Origin of the sequence: Bacillus sp. AFS031507, from assembly GCF_002584635.1 — a bacterium.
In the GTDB taxonomy this organism is placed as follows: domain Bacteria; phylum Bacillota; class Bacilli; order Bacillales; family Cytobacillaceae; genus Neobacillus.
On record NZ_NUOW01000012.1, the window covers coordinates 107820 to 127907 of the forward strand.

The 20088-nt window shown below is 35.8% G+C and carries 18 protein-coding genes and 1 pseudogene; 7 read left to right on the top strand and 12 right to left on the bottom strand.

Annotation, left to right across the window (positions count from 1 at the left end; translation table 11 throughout):
* Positions 1-50: 50 nt before the first annotated feature.
* Both ald and COE25_RS11830 read right to left on the bottom strand, forming a co-directional pair.
* Entirely contained in the window at positions 51-1184 is a 1134-nt protein-coding gene (ald, locus tag COE25_RS11825) for an alanine dehydrogenase (protein ID WP_088085951.1), read from the bottom strand.
* A gap of 129 nt (positions 1185-1313) precedes the next feature.
* Positions 1314-2552: a PucR family transcriptional regulator gene (locus tag COE25_RS11830; protein WP_256942276.1), complete on the bottom strand. Its 1239-nt coding sequence runs from the start codon at positions 2550-2552 to the stop codon at positions 1314-1316.
* 331 nt (positions 2553-2883) lie between these two features.
* Between COE25_RS11830 and alaP the strand changes: the two genes are divergently transcribed.
* Entirely contained in the window at positions 2884-4284 is a 1401-nt protein-coding gene (gene alaP / locus COE25_RS11835; RefSeq protein WP_088085953.1) for an alanine permease AlaP, read from the top strand.
* 63 nt (positions 4285-4347) lie between these two features.
* On the opposite strand, the gene COE25_RS11840 is transcribed toward alaP, so the two are convergent.
* Positions 4348-6582: an MMPL family transporter gene (locus COE25_RS11840; RefSeq protein ID WP_098932802.1), complete on the bottom strand. Its 2235-nt coding sequence runs from the start codon at positions 6580-6582 to the stop codon at positions 4348-4350.
* A 53-nt stretch (positions 6583-6635) separates the two neighbouring features.
* On the bottom strand, positions 6636-7268 hold the full coding sequence (locus COE25_RS11845; protein WP_180247494.1) for a TetR/AcrR family transcriptional regulator: 633 nt from the start codon (positions 7266-7268) through the stop codon (positions 6636-6638).
* A gap of 193 nt (positions 7269-7461) precedes the next feature.
* On the opposite strand from COE25_RS11845, the gene COE25_RS11850 reads away from it, so the two are divergent.
* Positions 7462-8241, top strand: a complete 780-nt coding sequence (locus COE25_RS11850) for a 5'-nucleotidase, lipoprotein e(P4) family (protein WP_373605352.1) — start codon at positions 7462-7464, stop codon at positions 8239-8241.
* Between the two features lie 77 nt (positions 8242-8318).
* Here the strand turns inward: COE25_RS11850 and COE25_RS11855 are convergent, their stop codons facing one another.
* The 3 genes and pseudogenes from COE25_RS11855 to COE25_RS11865 form a co-directional block, all read right to left on the bottom strand.
* Entirely contained in the window at positions 8319-8684 is a 366-nt protein-coding gene (locus COE25_RS11855; RefSeq protein WP_088085957.1) for a cytochrome-c oxidase, read from the bottom strand.
* Between the two features lie 153 nt (positions 8685-8837).
* Positions 8838-10094, bottom strand: a complete 1257-nt coding sequence (locus tag COE25_RS11860) for a DUF445 domain-containing protein (RefSeq protein ID WP_088085958.1) — start codon at positions 10092-10094, stop codon at positions 8838-8840.
* A 131-nt stretch (positions 10095-10225) separates the two neighbouring features.
* Positions 10226-10357: pseudogene (locus COE25_RS11865) on the bottom strand (DUF3939 domain-containing protein); the annotation flags it as partial.
* 298 nt (positions 10358-10655) lie between these two features.
* Between COE25_RS11865 and COE25_RS11870 the strand changes: the two are divergent.
* The gene (locus COE25_RS11870; protein ID WP_088085960.1) at positions 10656-11186 is read left to right on the top strand and encodes a YgdI/YgdR family lipoprotein; all 531 of its coding nucleotides are present in this window, start codon (positions 10656-10658) and stop codon (positions 11184-11186) included.
* 77 nt (positions 11187-11263) lie between these two features.
* Here COE25_RS11870 and COE25_RS11875 read toward each other — a convergent pair whose 3' ends face one another.
* Positions 11264-11575 (bottom strand): HesB/YadR/YfhF family protein, encoded by a 312-nt coding sequence (locus COE25_RS11875; RefSeq protein WP_088085961.1) that lies wholly within the window; start codon positions 11573-11575, stop codon positions 11264-11266.
* A 286-nt stretch (positions 11576-11861) separates the two neighbouring features.
* On the opposite strand from COE25_RS11875, the gene COE25_RS11880 reads away from it, so the two are divergent.
* Positions 11862-12119 (top strand): CGCGG family putative rSAM-modified RiPP protein, encoded by a 258-nt coding sequence (locus tag COE25_RS11880; RefSeq protein WP_088085962.1) that lies wholly within the window; start codon positions 11862-11864, stop codon positions 12117-12119.
* A 104-nt stretch (positions 12120-12223) separates the two neighbouring features.
* A complete protein-coding gene (locus tag COE25_RS11885) occupies positions 12224-12520 on the top strand; it encodes a hypothetical protein (RefSeq protein ID WP_088085963.1) in 297 nt (98 codons plus the stop codon).
* Between the two features lie 99 nt (positions 12521-12619).
* Here COE25_RS11885 and COE25_RS11890 read toward each other — a convergent pair whose 3' ends face one another.
* The 4 genes from COE25_RS11890 to COE25_RS11905 form a co-directional block, all read right to left on the bottom strand.
* Positions 12620-13972, bottom strand: a complete 1353-nt coding sequence (locus tag COE25_RS11890; protein ID WP_088085964.1) for a hemolysin family protein — start codon at positions 13970-13972, stop codon at positions 12620-12622.
* Positions 13973-14264: 292 nt separating this feature from the next.
* Positions 14265-15593: a hemolysin family protein gene (locus COE25_RS11895; RefSeq protein ID WP_098932805.1), complete on the bottom strand. Its 1329-nt coding sequence runs from the start codon at positions 15591-15593 to the stop codon at positions 14265-14267.
* A gap of 143 nt (positions 15594-15736) precedes the next feature.
* A complete protein-coding gene (locus COE25_RS11900; RefSeq protein ID WP_088085966.1) occupies positions 15737-16291 on the bottom strand; it encodes a GNAT family N-acetyltransferase in 555 nt (184 codons plus the stop codon).
* 122 nt (positions 16292-16413) lie between these two features.
* Positions 16414-17565, bottom strand: a complete 1152-nt coding sequence (locus COE25_RS11905; protein ID WP_088085967.1) for a histidine kinase N-terminal domain-containing protein — start codon at positions 17563-17565, stop codon at positions 16414-16416.
* A 295-nt stretch (positions 17566-17860) separates the two neighbouring features.
* Here COE25_RS11905 and COE25_RS11910 point away from each other — a divergent pair, with 295 nt between their 5' ends.
* A complete protein-coding gene (locus COE25_RS11910; protein WP_098932806.1) occupies positions 17861-18085 on the top strand; it encodes a FeoA family protein in 225 nt (74 codons plus the stop codon).
* Complete coding sequence (gene feoB / locus COE25_RS11915; protein ID WP_098932807.1) at positions 18085-20088, top strand: ferrous iron transport protein B; 2004 nt, start codon at positions 18085-18087, stop codon at positions 20086-20088. Before COE25_RS11910 ends, feoB begins: the two co-directional genes overlap by 1 nt.

The following is a 20088-nucleotide window of genomic DNA, read 5'->3' on the forward strand; positions in this document are numbered from 1 at the left end:
CCCTTTAATCAAAAATCCCCTCAAGAGTTTCTTGAGGGGAATAACAACAATTAAATCGTAGCTAGTTCTTTTTCTAATGCTTTTTCAACTGTTACATAGTCAAACCCTAGATCTTTTGCTACTGCTTCATAAGTGATTTCTCCGTTGGCAACGTTAACGCCAAGATATAATGCAGCATTTTCAGAAATGGCTTTGAAAACCCCTTTATTTGCGATTTGCAATGCATATGGAACTGTAACATTGGTTAGTGCTATTGTTGAAGTTCTTGGAACTGCACCAGGCATATTTGCAACAGAATAGTGTACAACCCCATGTTTGATAAAGGTTGGATTGTCATGTGTTGTCACATGGTCGATTGTTTCAACAATTCCACCTTGGTCAATCGCAACATCGACAATCACTGAACCAGGCTTCATCGATTTAACCATTTCTTCTGTAACCAGCTTAGGAGCCTTTGCACCAGGGATTAATACTGCTCCGATCAGAAGGTCAGCTTCTGCCACTGCTTCAGCAATATTGAGAGGATTAGACATTAATGTTTTGATTTGATTTCCAAAAATGTCGTCTAACTGACGAAGACGGTCAGCACTTAGATCAATAATTGTTACGTCAGCACCTAAACCGATGGCCATTTTAGCTGCATTGGTTCCAACAATCCCACCACCAACAATGGTAACTTTTCCACGGTTAACTCCTGGGACACCAGCAAGGAGAATTCCAAGTCCACCATGATTTTTTTGTAAGAACTGTGCGCCAATTTGAGCAGCCATGCGTCCAGCTACTTCACTCATTGGTGTAAGCAGTGGAAGAGTCCTGTTTACAGAAACTGTTTCATAAGCAACTGCGATAACACCTTTTTCTTTAAGAGCTTTTGCTAACTCTGGCTCAGCTGCAAGGTGTAAGTAAGTAAATAAAATTAAACCTTGGCGGAAGTACTTATATTCACTTGAAAGAGGCTCTTTCACTTTCATAATCATATCTGCTTTTGTCCATACCTGTTCAGCGCTATCTATAATCTCAGCACCAGCTTTAGCATAATCGTCGTTAGTGAAACCGCTTCCAATTCCAGCGTCCTTTTCCATTAACACAGTGTGGCCGGCATTTAGGAATGAAACAACACCTGCTGGAGTTAGTGCTACACGATTTTCATTATTTTTAATTTCTTTAGGTACACCTATAAACATAATCTTATTTCCTCCCCTAGTTACATTAAAGTGTTTTGCTATGGCTAAAGTATAGAATGTTTGCCAGAGAATTTCTTTGTTTAGAAAAGAGAAAGATTTTCATTCTTTTTGGGGATTTTCACAAAAAGTTCAAATCCCCTGATATTTTTCCAGTTTTAAATCTAGGTAGAGGATCATTTTTTGGTTGGGATCCTTGAAATTTACATCACCAATTTCGGTGATTCGTTTAAGTCGATAATTTAATGTGTTAGCATGGACATTTAATTCCTTGGCTGCATCATTAATGTTGTTATCTTTATTTAAGAAAACCTCTAAAGTTTCAATTAAATTGCTGTTGTGTTTTTGGTCATATTCATGAAGCAGTTTTAAGGAATAATTTTCATATTCTTCGGTTTGTCTTTTTTCTAAAATAAGATCAAAAATTTGATATATTCCAAGCTTTTGATAATTAAAAATGTCCTTAGTTTCAATTGGGAATTTTTCTTTAATTGATAAAACCGCCAATGTTTCCTTATATGCTTTGTTTGTTTTTTGATAATCCTCTTTAATACTGCTAAAGCCTGGATTGATCGCCTTTATACCATATCTTTCACTCATTTGCAGGACAAAGAATTTCGCAAATTGATCAAGTTCATTGAAGGGGTTTTCAATATTAGTAACTGATACCAATAGAATTAGTTGATTGCAGTCTATTGTATAAAGAGTAATTTTTATCCGTTGATTTGTTTTCAAAAGATATGAGATGGATTGCTCTACTTTGTTCGTGATATTCTCTTGGAACTGAAACACAAGAACCGCATAAGAGGTCGGCGGTGTTAGTTGTAAGGAATGGAAGTGTTCGGAAATTTCCTCTTTTGTTTTCAAATGACCTGTTAATAGTTTCCAAAAGAATTCTTGTGAACGTTCTTCTTTTTTGTTCTTTCTCGTCTGAAGCTGTAATAGTTTATTTTTTGCTGAATCTGCTGCTTTTTTTAAAAGGGTGAAATCATCAGCCGTTAATGATTTATCAATTTCTATCGCCCAAATAAATCCGATCACTTCATCTTGTTTCCAAATTGAGATTGCGACTCTATGGTTAAGCCCTATATCATTCATGTTTTTCACACGGATGGGCTCTTGGGTCTTAAGTAAAGCAGGAATCGTTCCTTCTTTCCATAATTGATTAATGACTTTTTCCGGTACTCTCCGGCCTATGATGGTAGAAATTCTTGCTGGATCCGTACGTTCATCATGTGTACTATAGGCAAGTAGACGGTGGTTTGCATCCTCAATTGTAATAGGGCACATTAGTACCTGACTAATAAGGTCGGCAAATTCATCTAAGCTATCAAAGGCAGTCTTAAATGGATCGTGTAGTCTAGTATTCAAAATGATTACCCCCGGATTAATATATAATGACATATGGTAGTCTTTTTCAGTTCATAAAATGCCTTTGTTTAATTTTACAAAAAATATAAAATAATTTCATGTATTTTAACAAAATAAATAATATGAAATAATGTTAAAATTATTTCAAGTAATCAAAAAAGAGTAAAAATTTTAATAATTACTCTTTTGAAAGCGTTACCATTAGGAAAAAAGGAGGAATTATTAAAAAAAGGCTTAAAAGTAAAGGCTAACATTGATATATTAATAAAGTGACGAAATTATTTCATGGGATGAGAGAAATTTTGAAGTTTATTCATAAAGGGGGATTTATATGAGTAAAAGCACTCATGGGAAAGAGCTTCATCGTGGGTTAGAAGAAAGGCATATCACCTTGATGTCTTTAGGGGCAGCCATCGGGGTGGGATTATTTCTTGGTTCTGCAACAGCCATTAAGATGGCCGGACCAGGTATTTTAGTTGGATACGCAGTTGCAGGACTGATTATGTTTTTTATCATGCGGGCACTGGGAGAAATGGCAATTCAAAAACCGGTTGCAGGTTCTTTTAGTAAATATGCACGGGATTATTTAGGGCCACTTGCTGGATACATAACAGGCTGGAATTACTGGTTTTTATGGGTCGTTACCTGTATGGCAGAGATTACAGCTGTAGGAATTTACATGGAGTATTGGTATCCGGATGTTCCACGGTGGATTTGGGCACTAACCGCACTGGTGGTTATGGCGACTGTCAATTTCCTTGCGGTAAAAGCGTATGGTGAATTAGAATTTTGGTTTGCGCTAATTAAAATTGTTACGATTATTGCGATGATTGCCATTGGTATAGGAATGATTTTCTTTGGTATTGGCAACGGTGGTATTGCTACTGGAATTAAGAATTTATGGGATCATGGCGGGTTATTCCCTAATGGGATTAAAGGCGTATTATTATCTTTACAAATGGTTATGTTTGCCTATTTAGGGATTGAAATGATTGGGGTAACTGCAGGTGAGGTTAAAAATCCTGAAAAATCTCTTGCAAGAGCAATCGATTCTGTTTTCTGGCGTATTCTAATTTTTTACGTGGGTGCTTTATTTGTTATTATGTCTATCTATCCATGGGAGGAAATTGGTACAAAAGGAAGCCCATTTGTACTAACCTTTGAACAAATCGGGATACCGGGAGCAGCAGGTATTATTAACTTCGTCGTACTAACAGCAGCACTTTCGTCCTGTAACAGTGGGATTTTTAGTACGGCACGGATGTTATTTAACCTTGCTCAGCATGGTGAGGCACCACAGAATTTCGCGAAGGTTACAAAAAGTGGTGTTCCAGGGATTGCAGTAGTTGCTTCTGCCGGTGCGTTATTGATTGGCGTCGTCTTAAATTATATTGTTCCTGCAAAAGTTTTTACATGGGTTACTAGTATTGCGACCTTTGGTGCGATCTGGACGTGGGGAGTCATTCTTTTATCGCAAATTCGCTATCGTAAGACCTTAAAGCCGACTGAGACGAAAGCTTTAAAATATAAGATGCCACTTTTCCCATTTACTTCATATATTTCATTAGCCTTCTTAGCTTTTGTCATTGGGTTAATGGCTTATAATCCTGATACGAGGATTGCATTAGTAATTGGACCATTATTCCTAGTATTCTTGGTTGCAGTTTATTATGCAAAAGGATTTCATAAACGAGATTCAATCAAAAATAATGTTGAAGAACGAGTTAGTTAATAAACTATTTGAAATAGGATTAGGAAAAAGCAGTGGGGCAACCCACTGCTTTATTTGTTGGAATTATTCATGTGCAGTATTACGTTCTACCGCTTCAATGTGCTGTTTTGAAGGCCAAAATGCCCATTTGCCGAGCAGGACTGTAATCGATGGTACAAGTAATGGCCGTACGATGAAGGTGTCCAATAAAACACCGATAGCAGTGATCGTACCAAAATGAACAAGTACTTGAATAGGCAAGGTTGTTAATATGGCAAAGGTTCCTGCTAGAATTATTCCAGCTGAAGTAATAACAGATCCGGATTCAGCGACTCCTTCTTTAATAGCCTGAGGCAGTGGTAACTGCTTGCTTTTTTTCCATATGCTCGAAATCATAAAGATATTATAATCTTCCCCTAATGCAACAATAAACACAAAGGCATAAAGCGGAATAAAACCTTGGATTGCTTCAACACCGAAAATATAGTGCAGAAGTACCCAGCCAAGTCCAAGTGCACTAAAGAAAGATAAAAGAACAGTTCCAATTAAATAGGCTGTTGCAGTGAGTGAACGTAGATATGCAAGCAGCAAAACAGCAATGATACTAATGACAATCGGAATGATGATGCGGCTATCCTGATTGGTTGTCTGTTCGGTATCGTATTGTTCAGCTGTTAGACCCCCAATCCAAACTTTATCAGAAGCATGCGTAATTCCAGCCCTTTTTAAGCTCCTTTCAACCTTATTCCGAAGGTCTGGTATATGACTCATTGCTTTATTTGAATAAGGATTGACATTCATTTCTATATTATAGCTTATTATATTTGAATTTTTTGAGCCTTTTATTCCCTTAGAAACAAGTTCAACAAAGGATACTTTCTGTAAATCCTCTTTTACAGTGTTGGCTTTTCCATCTGTTTGGACAATTACTTGGACTGGGGCCAGGTCACCAGGATTAAAGTGCTCTGAAATTATTTTGAAGCCTTCTCTTGATGGCATATCCTTTGGAAAAGAAGACAAAGTATCATAGGTATAGATTATCTTGGTTGAAAAAAAGGCAAAAACACCTAAAAATAATAATGTGATTACCATCAAGTGGAGTGGTTTTTTCACGATTAGATTCCCTAGTCGTGCAGCAAATCCCGCTTTACTTTTTTGAGGTGCTACAGTTTTCCCTTTCTTTAGCGCGCGTTCCTCGTGCATTTCTCTTGTCCGTGGCAGGAACGGATAAAAAGAGACCCTTCCAATAATGCTTAATAGTGCAGGAATTAGTGTCAGACTTGCCGCCATCATAATTAGAATGGAAAGGCTAAATGGGATGGCAAATCGGTGAATCGCACCATATTTAGATAGTAAAAGTACCAACAACGAGAAGACTACAGTAAGTCCACTCATCGCTATCGCACCAGAGGCCCCTTTTAGTGAAAGCTTCATGGCTGTTAGCTTATCTTGTTCTACGAGTAAATGATTTCTAAACTGTGAGATTAGGAATAGGCAATAATCGGTTCCTGCACCAAAAAGAAGTACGGTCATTATCGAAAGGGCTTGTGAGTCAAGCTCTACCCAGCCAGCCTTGGCAATTCCTCCAAGAATCGGATTAATGACACCATAGGCAATCCCTACCCCTAGCAATGGTATCAAAGCTAAAATAGGAGAGCGATAGATTATTAGTAATAGGACGAGAACTATTGCTACCGTTCCAAACAGTAGGGAAAGGTCTCCCTGACTGAATAACGCTGTTGCATCAGTAGCTATACCTGCAGGTCCAGTGATTCGTAATAGTAATTGATTGATATCATCTAAATTCACTTTATTTGGATTTATGGGAAAAATAGAAACTGCTTTCTCTTTAAACGCTAATAAACCATCTGCAATAATCCCCTTGTCAGTATCCTTTTTAAAGGTTACAGGCAAAATTAACGTTGTGCCATCCTGTGAGAGCTGTTGCTTAAGAACAGGGAGAGGGAATTGATAAAATGGCACGACGGAATCCAGTGAGTTTACTGGATTTTTATCTAATTCCTTGGAATATTTTTGAATGAGTGAAAGGTCTTCATCAGTAATTCCAGCTGATTTATACCAGGTTAATAGGGCAGGAGTACCTGAAGTAGCCGGGAATTCCTTCTCAGCGACTTTTTTTGCTTGCTGAGATGGAGAATGTGATTCTAAATTTTGTGCCATTTCATTCTTTTGGGAATCTGCTTGTGGGAGAGTAACATTCAATACTGCTACAAGTAACAGCCATGTTATAAGAACTATCCATCTGCCTTTTTTCCCGCTTACAGCATTGCCATACATTTTAAACCATTTTTTCTCCATGTCTTTCACTCCAATCTATTTCCTTATCAATTGATAAGTTGCCGGCAAAAAAATTATGCCCTAATTCCATTAATAAAAATTTCAACCATTAACTTGGCTTTTTCCTCAGCCATTGTAAGCCGCTGTTTTTTGGATAGTTTTGCAGTAGTTTCAGGCTGGAGAATCGATTTAATTATATTTAATATTAAATAGGCTAACTCGGTTGAATTTGTATTAAGCAATGCTGGATTTTTAATTTCCTCCTCTAAGATTCCATCATTAATCATTTTTACGACAGGCATTAAAAAACCTTCCATCCACCATTGATGAATGAGTTGTTGGTCATCAGGGCCTAACTCATGAGAAATGTCATGAAACATTTGTGCCATATCGATTTCAAAATGAATCATCATATAGATTGCAATTTGAGTAAACCTTTCTTGAAATGAGGTGAATTCGGCTAAGATAGCTTTTAGGTCCGCTTCTGTATGGTGAAGAGTTTGCCGCATGACAGCAACATAAAGCGTTTGTTTATTTTTAAAATGATGATAAATAGCTGGCTGTGTGACTCCACAAATTTGTGCAATTTTCCTGGTAGATACTGCCCGATAACCTAACTCCATGAATAAGCGCTGAGCAGTATTAATAATCGTTTGGTATGTTTCCTTGTGATCCATAGCTCCTATTTGTTTATTGTTCTTACCCATAAAATGAATTCCCTTCATGTAAATTTACTTATCGGTTGATAAGAAAAATATATCCGATAAGTGGAATGAAGTAAAGTGACAATTAAAGAACATAACCCGATAGATGGATGGAGATTTTTGCGATTCCACATACTAACATTGTCAATTAAAGGAGGTAATGGTTTTGTTGTTGAGGAGAATAACTGTCCTGATTATGGCCATTGTTTTAACACTTTCATTTTATAAAGTTGTTGCAAATGCAGAAACAACGGCAAACTTGGCTGAACAAAATACGATGTCGGTACTTTGGTTTCAAAGCGCCGGGGAAGCAAAAGGGTTATATTATCAAGGCTATAACATTGGAAGGATGAGATTGGACGAAATCATGAAAAAAGAAAGGGGGAAAAATAACTTAAAGCCAGCAATTGTCCTTGATATCGATGAAACCATTTTAAATAACAGCCCACACCAAGCTAGGTATGTAATTGCCGGAAGAAAAATTCCTTTTAATTGGAATGAATGGTTCAATCGAACTAAAGCAAAACCACTTCCGGGGGCAATAGAGTTTTTGCATTATGCAAATTCTTTAGGTGTAGAGATTTATTACATTTCCAACCGTTATGAATCACAAAAAACTGCAGCTATTAAAAATTTACAGATTGTAGGTGCACCCCAAGCTGATTCAGACCATGTATTATTACTGCAGCCTGGTGAAATTGGGAAAGAAACGCGCCGCAGGCAAGTAGGGAGAACACATGAAATACTTCTATTATTTGGCGATAACCTTGGAGATTTTAGTGGTTTTGATGTGTTATCCGTTTCAGAAAGAAATCAAGCAGTGGACAGATATCGAGAGGAATTCGGTAAAAAGCTGATTCTGTTTCCAAACCCAATGTATGGTGATTGGGAAGGCGCCATTTATAATTATGATTACAAGAAATCTGATGAAGAAAAAGCCAAACTAAGAAAGAAATTCTTGCAAACGTACCGTTAGAATAAAAAAGACGCCAGAAAAGGCGTCTTTTGTCTGGACGAAATAAAATAAATAATATCATAGACAACAGGAGCAACTCAATTCCTTACATTTTTAAGGATATTGATTGCAAAGACAATGATACCTAATACCATCAAGGTCCCACCTGTAGCTACTGCAGGCGCGGCACTTTCCGTTCCGGTTACTAAAAAAGCGAGTCCAATCATCATAATGGGAAGAGAAATATTATGAAGCCAAAAGTGAACCTTTGCCAGTGTTGTTTCCGCAGCACCTGGAAAACCAACATAGATGAGACCAGCGACAGCCATAGTCAGCCAACCTAATAAATTAATATGGGCGTGGACCGGTGTGAAGTCGAAACTTTCCGTCATTGACATATACATACCCATGCAAACCCCAATGACAAAATACACAACAGAAATTTTAATCAACCTAATTGCCATTTTCCCGCCTCCTCTTTTTAACCTAAAAGATATGACTACAGTACTAATTATGTTGACATACTCTGAAAAATAACTTTGATTTCAAGAGGACGAAGCAAGAATTTCATGGACGAAAAAAAGCCACCAATAAATGGTAGCTTTTTTTGCAAAGCATTAAAAAAGTGCTTTAATACCTACTAAAACAATCCCTATTAAAAATCCACATACTGCACCATTGACACGGATCCATTGAAGGTCTTTTCCAACGTTAGTTTCAACCATATCGATAAGTGTTTTATCATCTAGTTTTTCTAAATTTTCTTTAACAAGCATTCCTATTTTTGAATGATTTTTATCAACAAAACTAAAAATATGATTTTTAATCCAAGCTTCAATAACGTTCACTTTTTCTGGATTTAATTCGATACCTTCTAAGCCCTTTTTAATTAAAGGGAGGAGATAATCATCATAAAAGGCAGGTTTTTCGACAAAGTCATAAGCTTTTTGCTGGATCTGACTTAATAAATCAGTAATTTGTTCTTGCAACTCCCATTTATCTACTAGCTGGGATTTAAAGTTATTAAGTTCTTCATAAATCTTTTCATCACTTTTTATTGATTGCAGCTTTTTATTCATATGAATCATTAAGGTATGTCTATTTTGATTTAAGGGGTCACTATAGCTGGCTACACCTTTTAGAATAAGACTTTGGATAATGTTCCCTAGCTTTTCTTCATTAACAAGGTTGCTAAATGACTTTAAGGCAAATTGCATAAAACCATCTGCCTTAATATTTTCCACCGCATCTACAGCCAACCCACCAAGTTTGTATTTTGTACTTTCTTTCCTGGCCCATTCATCAATTTCTTTTAGAATATAATCTAGTACTTTTTCATCATATTTTCTAATACTAATCTGGTCGATAAGCAAGGGGAGATAATTCTTGCTATCCAAATCGTTGATTCGTAATTTTAGTTCTTTTTCTAGAAGCGGAGCAAATTTTTTTATATCAAATATTTTAATTAAATGTTTAGAAATCATTAGGAAAGACTTTTGAACGGCTTGTGATGGTAATTCATTATAGATGATCTCAAATAGTTTTTTAGTGAAATTGATGGTGTCTATTTTTTTTCGAATACTCTCTTTTGTTAGCCAATCATTTTCTAACATTGAAATTATTCCAGCAATAATTCTGTTACGATTTTTGGGAAGGAGAGCAGTATGTGGAATAGGAATTCCTAGTGGATGACGGAATAATGCGGTTACCGCAAACCAGTCAGCCAGTCCTCCTACCAGACCGGCTTCAAATCCCCCTTGTAGGATGCTCCCCCAGATTGAATTCTGTATCGGAATAGTGGCTAAAAAGCCGATTCCCATCACAGCAAGAAAAATTGTCGCTAAATGCCGTGTTTTATTCTTACGATTTAACATTATGAAACCCCTCGTTTTTTGAGTATATTATTGTCTAATGCTATTATCTCAATTTTACAGAAAAAAAAGCAAAAAAAATTACTTATTATAGACTTATTTGTTAAAGCACCGAATAGAAATGAAGACACCTCTCAACTGTGAGAGGTGTTTTCCATTTTCTTCTTCTGAGGTTTTATATGTGTAATCAGTCCATCAAGATCGGTAATATAAAATTGTATTTTAGGTTCTTCTTTAAGAAAATGCTCTTGCTTTAACTGAAAATAATTAACCTTGTGTTAAAGGATCAATTCAAAAGAGCAAAGAAGCAGAAATTCTATAAAAACAGTACAGATGAATGACAACCATAAAAATGCAGAACGCCTGCCAGAGTAACATTGGCACAGATCAAGAGCTGCGACGACAAATCCTTGGGATATAGCACTGGCTAATAGAGCCAGCAATAAATGTAAGTTTGTTGATGGAACTTTAAAATTAAATTTTGTGACCCTTTTACTTTTCTCGTCTAAATTTATGTTGTAAAATATACAAGGTTTATTAAATAGAGAATTAGGGGGAATAGAAATGAAAAAGTTTTTTGTATTATTATTTGCACTAGCTATGGCAATTGGTCTAACTGCATGTTCCAGCAATAATGAATCAAAAACAGATAAGAAGGAAAAAAAGGAAGAAGCAGCACCAAAAGTGGATGTAAAAAAGGAATTAGTCAAATTTTATATGGATCTTGGAAATAAAATTAACGCAAAAGATACTGATTTAAATGTTTATGTCGCAAAGGCAACTAAGGAAGATGCCAAGCCTGAGGAATTACCAACTGCTGAAGACCGGGCTAAAGCGAGTGAAGCAGCAGCGGCTGTTGCAACAGAATTAAATAATTATCAAGTGCCTGCGGAATTAAAGGATAAAAAAGCAGACCTTGACTCAGCTATTAAAGATTATGCCGCTTCCTACCAAACAAAAGCTGATGAATTGAAAAAAGATGTTCCTAATCTTGATGCAGCATCAGCAAGCTTAACACAAGCTGAAGAAAAACTTGGGAAAGTATTCGAAAGTGAAAAATTACTGCCGCCAAGCCTAGATAAGCAAGTAAACTAATGAAACTAAAAAACAAGCCAGATGTACGATGCTGGCTTGTTTTTTTATACTTTAATTAGTTAGTAATTATCTTGATTTTAAGATACGGCTGAGCTTGCAAGTTCATTATATTGGACCAATAGTTCCTCTGAGTCATTATCAATCGTTAAGCAAGTTTCGGTATCTCCAAAAAACCAAACATCATTGACTTCAACAAAGAAGGTAATTCCATTTACATCAATTGTATAACCAACATTAGCAGGTGTTTCTGCTGAAAAAGCAAGGCTAAATCCTCTATGCTTCATTCCAAAACCGGCATATTGAGGAAACATCCGAATGCTAAATGGTTTATGAAATTCGAATTCTCTTGTGAACCATGAGGCAGCTCTTTCATCGATAGAAATAAACATCTAAATGCACCAACCTTTTCCTATTAGGTAATGATTCATAAGGAAAGAAATGGATGTAAAAAAAGAACCTAGATAAAAATTGATTCCCATTTCCCTATATTGAAAGAGTATAACTTTTATTTAGTTTTGCATGTGATATTATTCACGGACTTTCTTCAGGTATCATAATTTTTAAAAATGTTCATTTTTTTTCCTTAAAATGTTCACTTGTATGCGAAGAGTCACTACTTATTTTTTATAAAAGGTTTAAATATAACTAATAAATATATCTTTTATGGAGGATTATATGGATAAAGATTGGACGAAGGATTTAGAGCATGATGAATATGAATTTAATATTGATCTGATCATTAAAGATGCATTGCAGGCAGTGGAAGAAACGAAAAAGGGGCACTTTGTAAATCTAGTGACAGCTGAAACATTTGGAAATCCTGTCGATTATATACAGCCTCTACTAGAGGAGTTGTATCCTGATCAAGTAAAGATTAAATTCATTGATCAGTGTGGATGTGGTGGATATGTATTAAGAGTTTGGAAAAGTTAATTTTTTATGACCATTTAATCTACCGTACAAGTGTTGCTGATATTGTAACATATATATAGTGAAAATAATGTTACGATTAAGGCAAGAAAAAAGGGGGTTTTACAATGGTGAAGGAGTTCGATAAGTTAACAGAGAATGTTACTGACATTAAAAGCTTAATTCAAACATTCAATGAAACACTAGATAATATTGAAAAACGACTATCAAGGCTTGAAAAGATGGATAGCATTGAACACCGTGTAGAAGTAAACCAAATTGACCTTTCCGATATTAAAGAATCACTTCAGCGGATTGAAGAATCAAACAATAGCGATATACAGCATATTAATCGACGTCTTGATTCACATTTAGTTAAAATCGCAAAAGTTGAAGAGGATATGATAATTATTAAAACAAAATAATTTTTTTTCATAAGATAAAAAGATCAGATACAAACAATCTGATCTTTTTTTTCTCCACAAAAAAACCAGACCGGAAAACGATCTGGTTTAGGAAGTTTTTTAAGATAGCACTTCTGAATTGGATATTGATACTTGTGAGCTAACTGCCTCACCATTATTGGCATTTTTCGTGACCTCAATATATTTAATATGGTGCTCTTCCATATCGAGAATTTTAAAGGAATAGGTATCATGAAGTAGGATGTCTCCTTCTTTTGCTTCGTAATTTTCGGTTAGAATCCAACCGCCAATCGTATCGACATCTTCATCGTCAATCTCCACTCCCAATAAATCATTGACCTCACTAACTAATACTTTAGAATCGATAATATAATGGTTTTCCTTAATTTTGCGAATCTCTGGAATTTCATCCATATCGAATTCGTCACGAATTTCCCCAACAATTTCTTCTAAGATATCCTCAACAGTAACCAGCCCGGAAGTACCGCCATATTCGTCCATTAAAATCGCCATATGAACACGGTCTTTTTGCATTTTTACTAATAAGTCATGGATAGGAATCGTTTCTATTACTCTAATTATTGGTCGTGTATAGTTTTCTAGAGTCCGTTCAGCTAGTTTTTCATTACCAATTAAATCAGTCATAACTTCTTTTATATTAATAAGCCCAATTATATGATCCTTATCACCATCAATGATGGGATACCGTGTGAATTTTTCTTCACGTAAAACCTGAAGAAAAGTCTCTAATGTATCATCCTTAGATAAGGAAACGATTTCCGTTCTAGGGACCATAACTTCTTTGGCAATCCGGTTATCAAATTCAAAAATTTTATTTACATACTTAAACTCTGATTGGTTAATTTCACCACTTTTGTAGCTTTCAGATAGAATAATTCGAAGCTCTTCCTCTGTATGGGCGATTTCGTTTTCAGAAACAGGCTTAAGCCCAAAAAAACGTGTTGTAATTCGTGCAGAGCCATTAAGCAGCCAAATTACAGGAAACATCACCTTATAAAAAAGGATGAGCGGACGTGACATCATCAGGGTAATCCATTCTGCTTTCTGGATCGCCAATGTTTTAGGTGCAAGTTCACCAATTACGACATGTAAAAATGTAATCGCTGCAAATGCAAAGCCTACAGATAATATTTGGTTAAAACTTTCGGGAATATGCAGGCCTTTAAAAATAGGGTGCAGGATCTTTTCAAATGTCGATTCACCAAGCCAACCTAATCCAAGGGCAGTAATGGTAATTCCTAACTGACAGGCAGAAAGGTATTCATCTAGGTTCGAAATCACTCGTTTAGCAGTCACAGCACTCGAATTTCCTTCTTCGATTAACTGATCAATTCTTGAGCTTCTTACTCTGATAATAGCAAATTCTGAAGCTACAAAAAAAGCAGTTAAAGCAATTAAAATGGCTATAATAACCAAGTTAAATATGTCCAAATAAGTTCCCTTATCCCGTTTTTAGACAGGTAAGGAGTCACCTCCCAGTTTAATAAAAAAAATTAACTCGTATCACAATATACTCATATCTAGTTTTCTGCTAATCTCGTCTAATGGTCATTATACCACCTCGACAATTTTGTAAATTAACAATAATTATAAAGAATTTGAACCGTACAGTCAAACGTTCTGGTTAGTATATTGGTTGATAACTATATTTTATGGGAAAACATAGTGAATATGAACAGTAAAGACGAAATATTACAAAAATTATATAAAATAATACTGGCTCCTATTCAGGAGCCACTTCTACTTTTTTTTGTTCTGTTTTTGCTTTATAAACTTCAATATATAAGATATGGTGACCTTCTATCTCATTAATTTGGAATACAAATCCGTCGTTTTCGATGGAATCACCTTTATGTACATCAAACTTTTGTGTTAAAAACCAACCCCCAATCGTGTCTACATCTTGCTCATCAAGTGATGTGCCCAGTAGATCGTTTACTTCGCTTATCAGTACTTTTCCATCCAAAATAAAATGACCATCTGCTTTTTTCTGAACAAGGGGGAGTTCATCCAAGTCAAATTCATCCCTTATTTCACCAACAATTTCTTCAAGAATATCTTCGACAGTGACAATTCCTGCTGTCCCTCCATATTCATCAGATAAAACGGCCATGTGTGATCGGTTTTTTTGCAGTTTGACTAGTAGTTCCTGAATGGGAATTGTTTCAATGACATGAATGACTGGCTTAAGATAAGGGATAAGCGGTCTTTCGCCGGTACATTTTTGCTGAATACAATCGGTTAAGACCTCTTTAATATTAACAACACCTAAAATATTATCTTTGTCACCATCAATAAGGGGATATCTAGTGTATTTTTCTTCCTTGACTATTTCAATAATTTCTTCCATTGAGGCATCCCTGGATAGAGTTACAAGCTCAGTTCTCGGAACCATAATTTCTTTCGCAATCCGGTTATCAAATTCAAAAATTCGGTTCATATAACGGTATTCAGATTGATTTATTTCCCCACTCTCATAGCTTTGAGAAAGGATTAACCGCAGTTCTTCTTCCGAAAGGACGATATCATGATCAGATGCCGGTTGTATCCCGAACAGTCCAGTAACAAATCTGGCGGAACGATTAAGAATCCAAATAAAGGGATACATCAGCTTATAAAATAGGATTAACGGCCGAGCAAAAAACAAGAGGATTTCTTCTGCTTTTTGAATCGCTATCGTTTTTGGTGATAATTCTCCAATTACAACATGGAAATAGGTTATAGCAATAAAAGCAATGATAAACGAGATAATGTGCTTTAAAGATAAAGGTAATTGAATCCATTCAAAAACGGGATCTAGCAGTTTTCGAATAGTGGGCTCACCCAGCCATCCTAATATTAGGGAGATGATTGTAATTCCAACCTGAGTAGCCGATAAATATCCATCCAAATTAGAAATGACTTTCTTTGCTGCTTCTGCTTTTGGGTTTCCTTCTAACAGTAATTGATCAATTCTTGTTGTTCTAACCTTTACCATCGCAAATTCAGAAGCGACAAAAAGTGCGGTAAAGGCTATTAGGATAACAATAATAATTACATTCATCCAAATCATCTATCACCTTACAAAAGGTAAGGTTTGCCACCTCACTTACGTTTTACTGTATACATTATTTCAAAAAAAAATTCTATTAGCAAATCGGCCTATAAAAAATGCTGCCAATGGGCAGCATGCAACGATTTGTAATTAGACATTTTTTAATAGGCAATTCTTTTATTCCAGTCGCGGGCAAGCATACTATAAACAAAAAGATCATGAAATTGTCCATACAATTGTTCGCCGTCTCTAATGATCCCTTCCTTTACAAAACCGAATCTCTCAGGAATCGCACGGCTTTTTTTGTTTTTTATACCACAGCGAATTTCAACACGGTTTAAGCCTAATGTGAAAAAGGCATAGTTTATAAGGGATTGAACGGAACGAGTCATGATCCCATGACCTTCTGCATTTTTGGAAAGATAATAACCGATACTTGTCATACGGTTATGCCAATCAATTTGATGTAATCCAATTGAGCCCACTAGTTCACCTTTATAGAGTATCCCTACGTTTAATCCGCTATTTTCTGAGAACTGGGACAGCCATACGGGAATAATCGACTCAAATTGATAAAGGGAGTTCATGCTATCCACCCAGGGCATCCATTCACGTAAATGTTCACGATTCTCCTCAACCATCTTATACAGCATTAAGGCGTGATGCTGCTGAAACAACTGAAGCTCAATTTCATTATCAACCTTTAATGTAAACATGGGCCTAATCTCCTGATAAAAATTTTTAGTTCATCATATGCAACAGGAGTCTATTACGGAAGATATATTGAAGAGAAATAAAAAAATCCCTGCTTTAATGAAAGTGGGATTGGATAATAGGACTATGAATGACCATGTTCATTGCCACTATTGATGGCTGTGACTGGTAAGCTAATCGAAAATGTAGTTTTATCAGGGGTGGAATCACAATCTAAATTCCCTTTATGTTTTTCAATAATTTCTTTACATACAAACAAACCAAGACCTGTACCCAGTTTTTTTGTCGTGAAAAATGGTTCGAAAATGGATTTTCTAAGTTCAGCTGGGATCACTGGACCATTATTGGAAATATTGATTTTGATGGACTGATTTTTGAGACTGCTATTGATCTCAATTGTTGGAGTGGGATTCTCATCATGATTTAATACATCAATCGCATTAAATATGATATTAATTAATACCTGCCTAATTTCATCCGCATACCCATTAAGAGTAATATCTTCACTTAATTCTTTTCTTATTTTTACTTTTCCATCGAGAATGCTTGGATATAGAAAGTTTAATACTTCATCAATTAATTTATTTAAATTGAAGTCATCCTTTTCTTTTCCAATTAATTCCTTTTTTGATAAAAGTAAGAATTGCGAAATACGAAAATTAAGTTGATCCAATTCACTAGAAATGATATCTAAATATTTCATATCCGGATAATCAGCTTTCAGCAATTGAATAAATCCTTGAACAGATGTTAGTGGGTTCCTAAACTCATGAATAAAGCTTGATGTCATCTGGCCGAGTAGTGTTAATCGATCCTGATGGGTAGAATCGATGTGCATTGTTTTTTCTTCGATGATTTTGTTTTTTGCTTCAGAGTAATGTGAAACAGCATAGTATAAAAATTTATCAAAGCAAAAATTTATCCTGTTTAACGCTTCTTGCATATCTGACCATGGGATCCCAGTGTTACCTAAATAGCTGTATAAAACTGTTCTCCCAAGATTTACATTATAAACAAAATCTCCAAGGTTAATATCAGCCAATACTCTTTCTTCCGAAACTTCTATGGCTAGCTTTTCGATAATGTTTAAAAGCTCTTGCTTAGTCATTTTATGCATATTAAGCAAAGCTTCGAGTAAGGCGGCTCCGTTTTCATGAATCTTCAATTTAAAAGGGTCTGCTTTATTGGTAACAATAGCATTTTCCCATTCTTGAATCAATTTCTGTTTATTTTGATTAAAATAGTCAATTAAATCCGTTTGGCTTTCCGTGAACATGCCGTTTTCCCCCTATGCTATTGACAAAACTGCTTACAGTGTAAATTCGATGATTAAAGCAAAAATCCTTCTTTATTTTATCATAAAGAGTGTTACTTCCCATTTAATCATAATACTAGAATCATATGGGAAAATAAGAAATAAATCTAGCATCACTCAGTTTATATTTTCCTTGTAAAAGCCACAAAAGATTTCGAACTTTTGACAAATTTATTATGCTTATTACCTAGAATAAGTGTTAAAATGGCATATAGAAAGATAATCATTCTCAATTAACATAGATAGGGTGATATAAATGTTCGGATTGTTAAAAGCAGGGGGTAAAGGGAAAATCGTTAATCTTTCTCAGGTTGGTCTCCTAGTGCAAAGACGTTTACTTGACTTAGGGATCACAGAAGGCTCAGAAGTGTGTGTGAAGTGTGTGATGCCATTTGGCGGGCCAGTTATGATTGAATCATGTGGACAATGTGTCGGTATCCGCCGTAGGGAAGCAGTTCAGATTGAAGTGGAGAAAATATAATGGAAATCGCTCTAATTGGAAATCCCAATACTGGGAAAACTTCATTGTTTAATAATCTAACAGGATCCTATGAGTATGTTGGTAACTGGAGCGGCGTAACCGTTGAAAAGAAAGTTGGTATTTTTAAAAATAATATTGGCCATTTAATTGATTTACCAGGTGTGTATACACTTAATCCGCTGTCAAAGGATGAAGGAGTGGTTACATCCTTCTTTTTGAATGAATCCGTTGATCGCCTGCTAAATATATTAGATGCTTCACAATTAGAACGTAATTTACATTTGACCTTGCAATTGCTAGAGTTTGAAAAGCCTGCCCTTATTGGACTTAATATGATTGATGTGGCGAATATGCGCGGGATTCAAATAGATGCAGGAAAGCTTTCAAAGTTTCTCGGGGTGCCAGTCGTTCCGGTGGTGGCAAGAAGCGGTAAAGGCTGTGACAAACTAGTAGATGTCATCTCAACAAAATCAATCCAGCCTGTCAAAAAGAACCTCGTTTACTACGGAAAAGAGGTCGAAGAAGCGATTGTGACATTGACCGGTATGTTAAATGGAAAAACCGGACTTTCTGCACGCTTTTTAGCGATCCAATATTTTGAAGGAAATGAATACGTCAGAGACTATTTAAATAGCAGTGTAGATGTAACTAAGCTAACTACTATTACGGCAAATCTTGAATCAATATTACAGAAACAATATGATGTAAAATCTTTAGCCAACTATATTTATCAAAAAAGAAAAGAAGTAATCGAGAAGATTTTCGCGGAAGTTGCTAGGAAAAGTAATTCAGATATTCCTCTTTCTGAAAAAATTGACAGTATCGTTACGAATCGGTTTTTAGGAATGCCAATTTTCTTGTTGCTCATGTATTTTATGTTTATGTTGACTTTTGATTGGCTCGGAACACCATTATCTGATCTTTTGGATGGATTTTTAACTGGACCGATTACGGCAGGATTTGAGAAGGTATTCACTGCTATCCATGCCTCCGATTTTATTCATGCGTTAATTATTAAAGGCTTAGTTGCAGGGGTAGGCGGGGTTCTCGTCTTTGTACCGCAAATTTTTATCCTCTTCTTTTTTATATCTTTATTAGAAGATTCAGGGTACATGGCTCGAGTCGCATTAGTAATGGACCGGATTATGGAATCAGTTGGCTTAAATGGAAAGGCATTTATCCCAATGATGATTGGTTTTGGCTGCAATGTACCAGGAATAATGGCAGCAAGAACAATTGAAACACCAAGGGAGAGGCTGTTAACCATTTTACTAACTCCGTTAATGTCTTGCTCGGCACGATTACCGGTATATGCATTATTCGTTGGAGCGTTTTTTGCAGGAAATAAAGCATTGGTTGTCCTTAGCCTGTATGTACTTGGCATCATTGTTGCGTTAACCTTGGCAAAAGTTTTTTCTTCTACTGTACTTAAATCAGAAACTTCATTATTTGTTATTGAACTGCCACCCTACCGACTGCCCCAATTTCAATCACTTTGGAGAAGTACATGGGATAAAGGGAAAGGATTTGTAAGAAAGGCTGGAACATTTATTTTTGCTGGTTCTGTCTTTATCTGGCTGCTATCATATGCGGGTCCCAATGGTTTAAAGGTTGACATGGATGATAGTTATTTAGCGGCAATTGGAAATGTTATTGCGCCAATTTTTGATCCGATTGGTTTTGGAACATGGCAGGCATCCGCTTCGTTAATTACTGGATTCTTGGCAAAAGAAGCAATTATTTCTACCATGAATATCATCTATTTTGTTCCGAACGATGCAAGTCTGCAAGGTTTATTGGCAGATTATTATACACCGCTTGCAGCTTATAGTTTTATGGTTTTTATATTGTTATATATTCCATGCTTAGCGACGGTTGCAACAATCTATAAAGAAACGAATTCAAAGAAATGGACAGCTTTTTCAATGATCTATGCATTTGCTATCGCGTATGTCCTCTCTTTGATTATCTATCAAGGTGGCAAACTGTTTGGACTTGTGTAA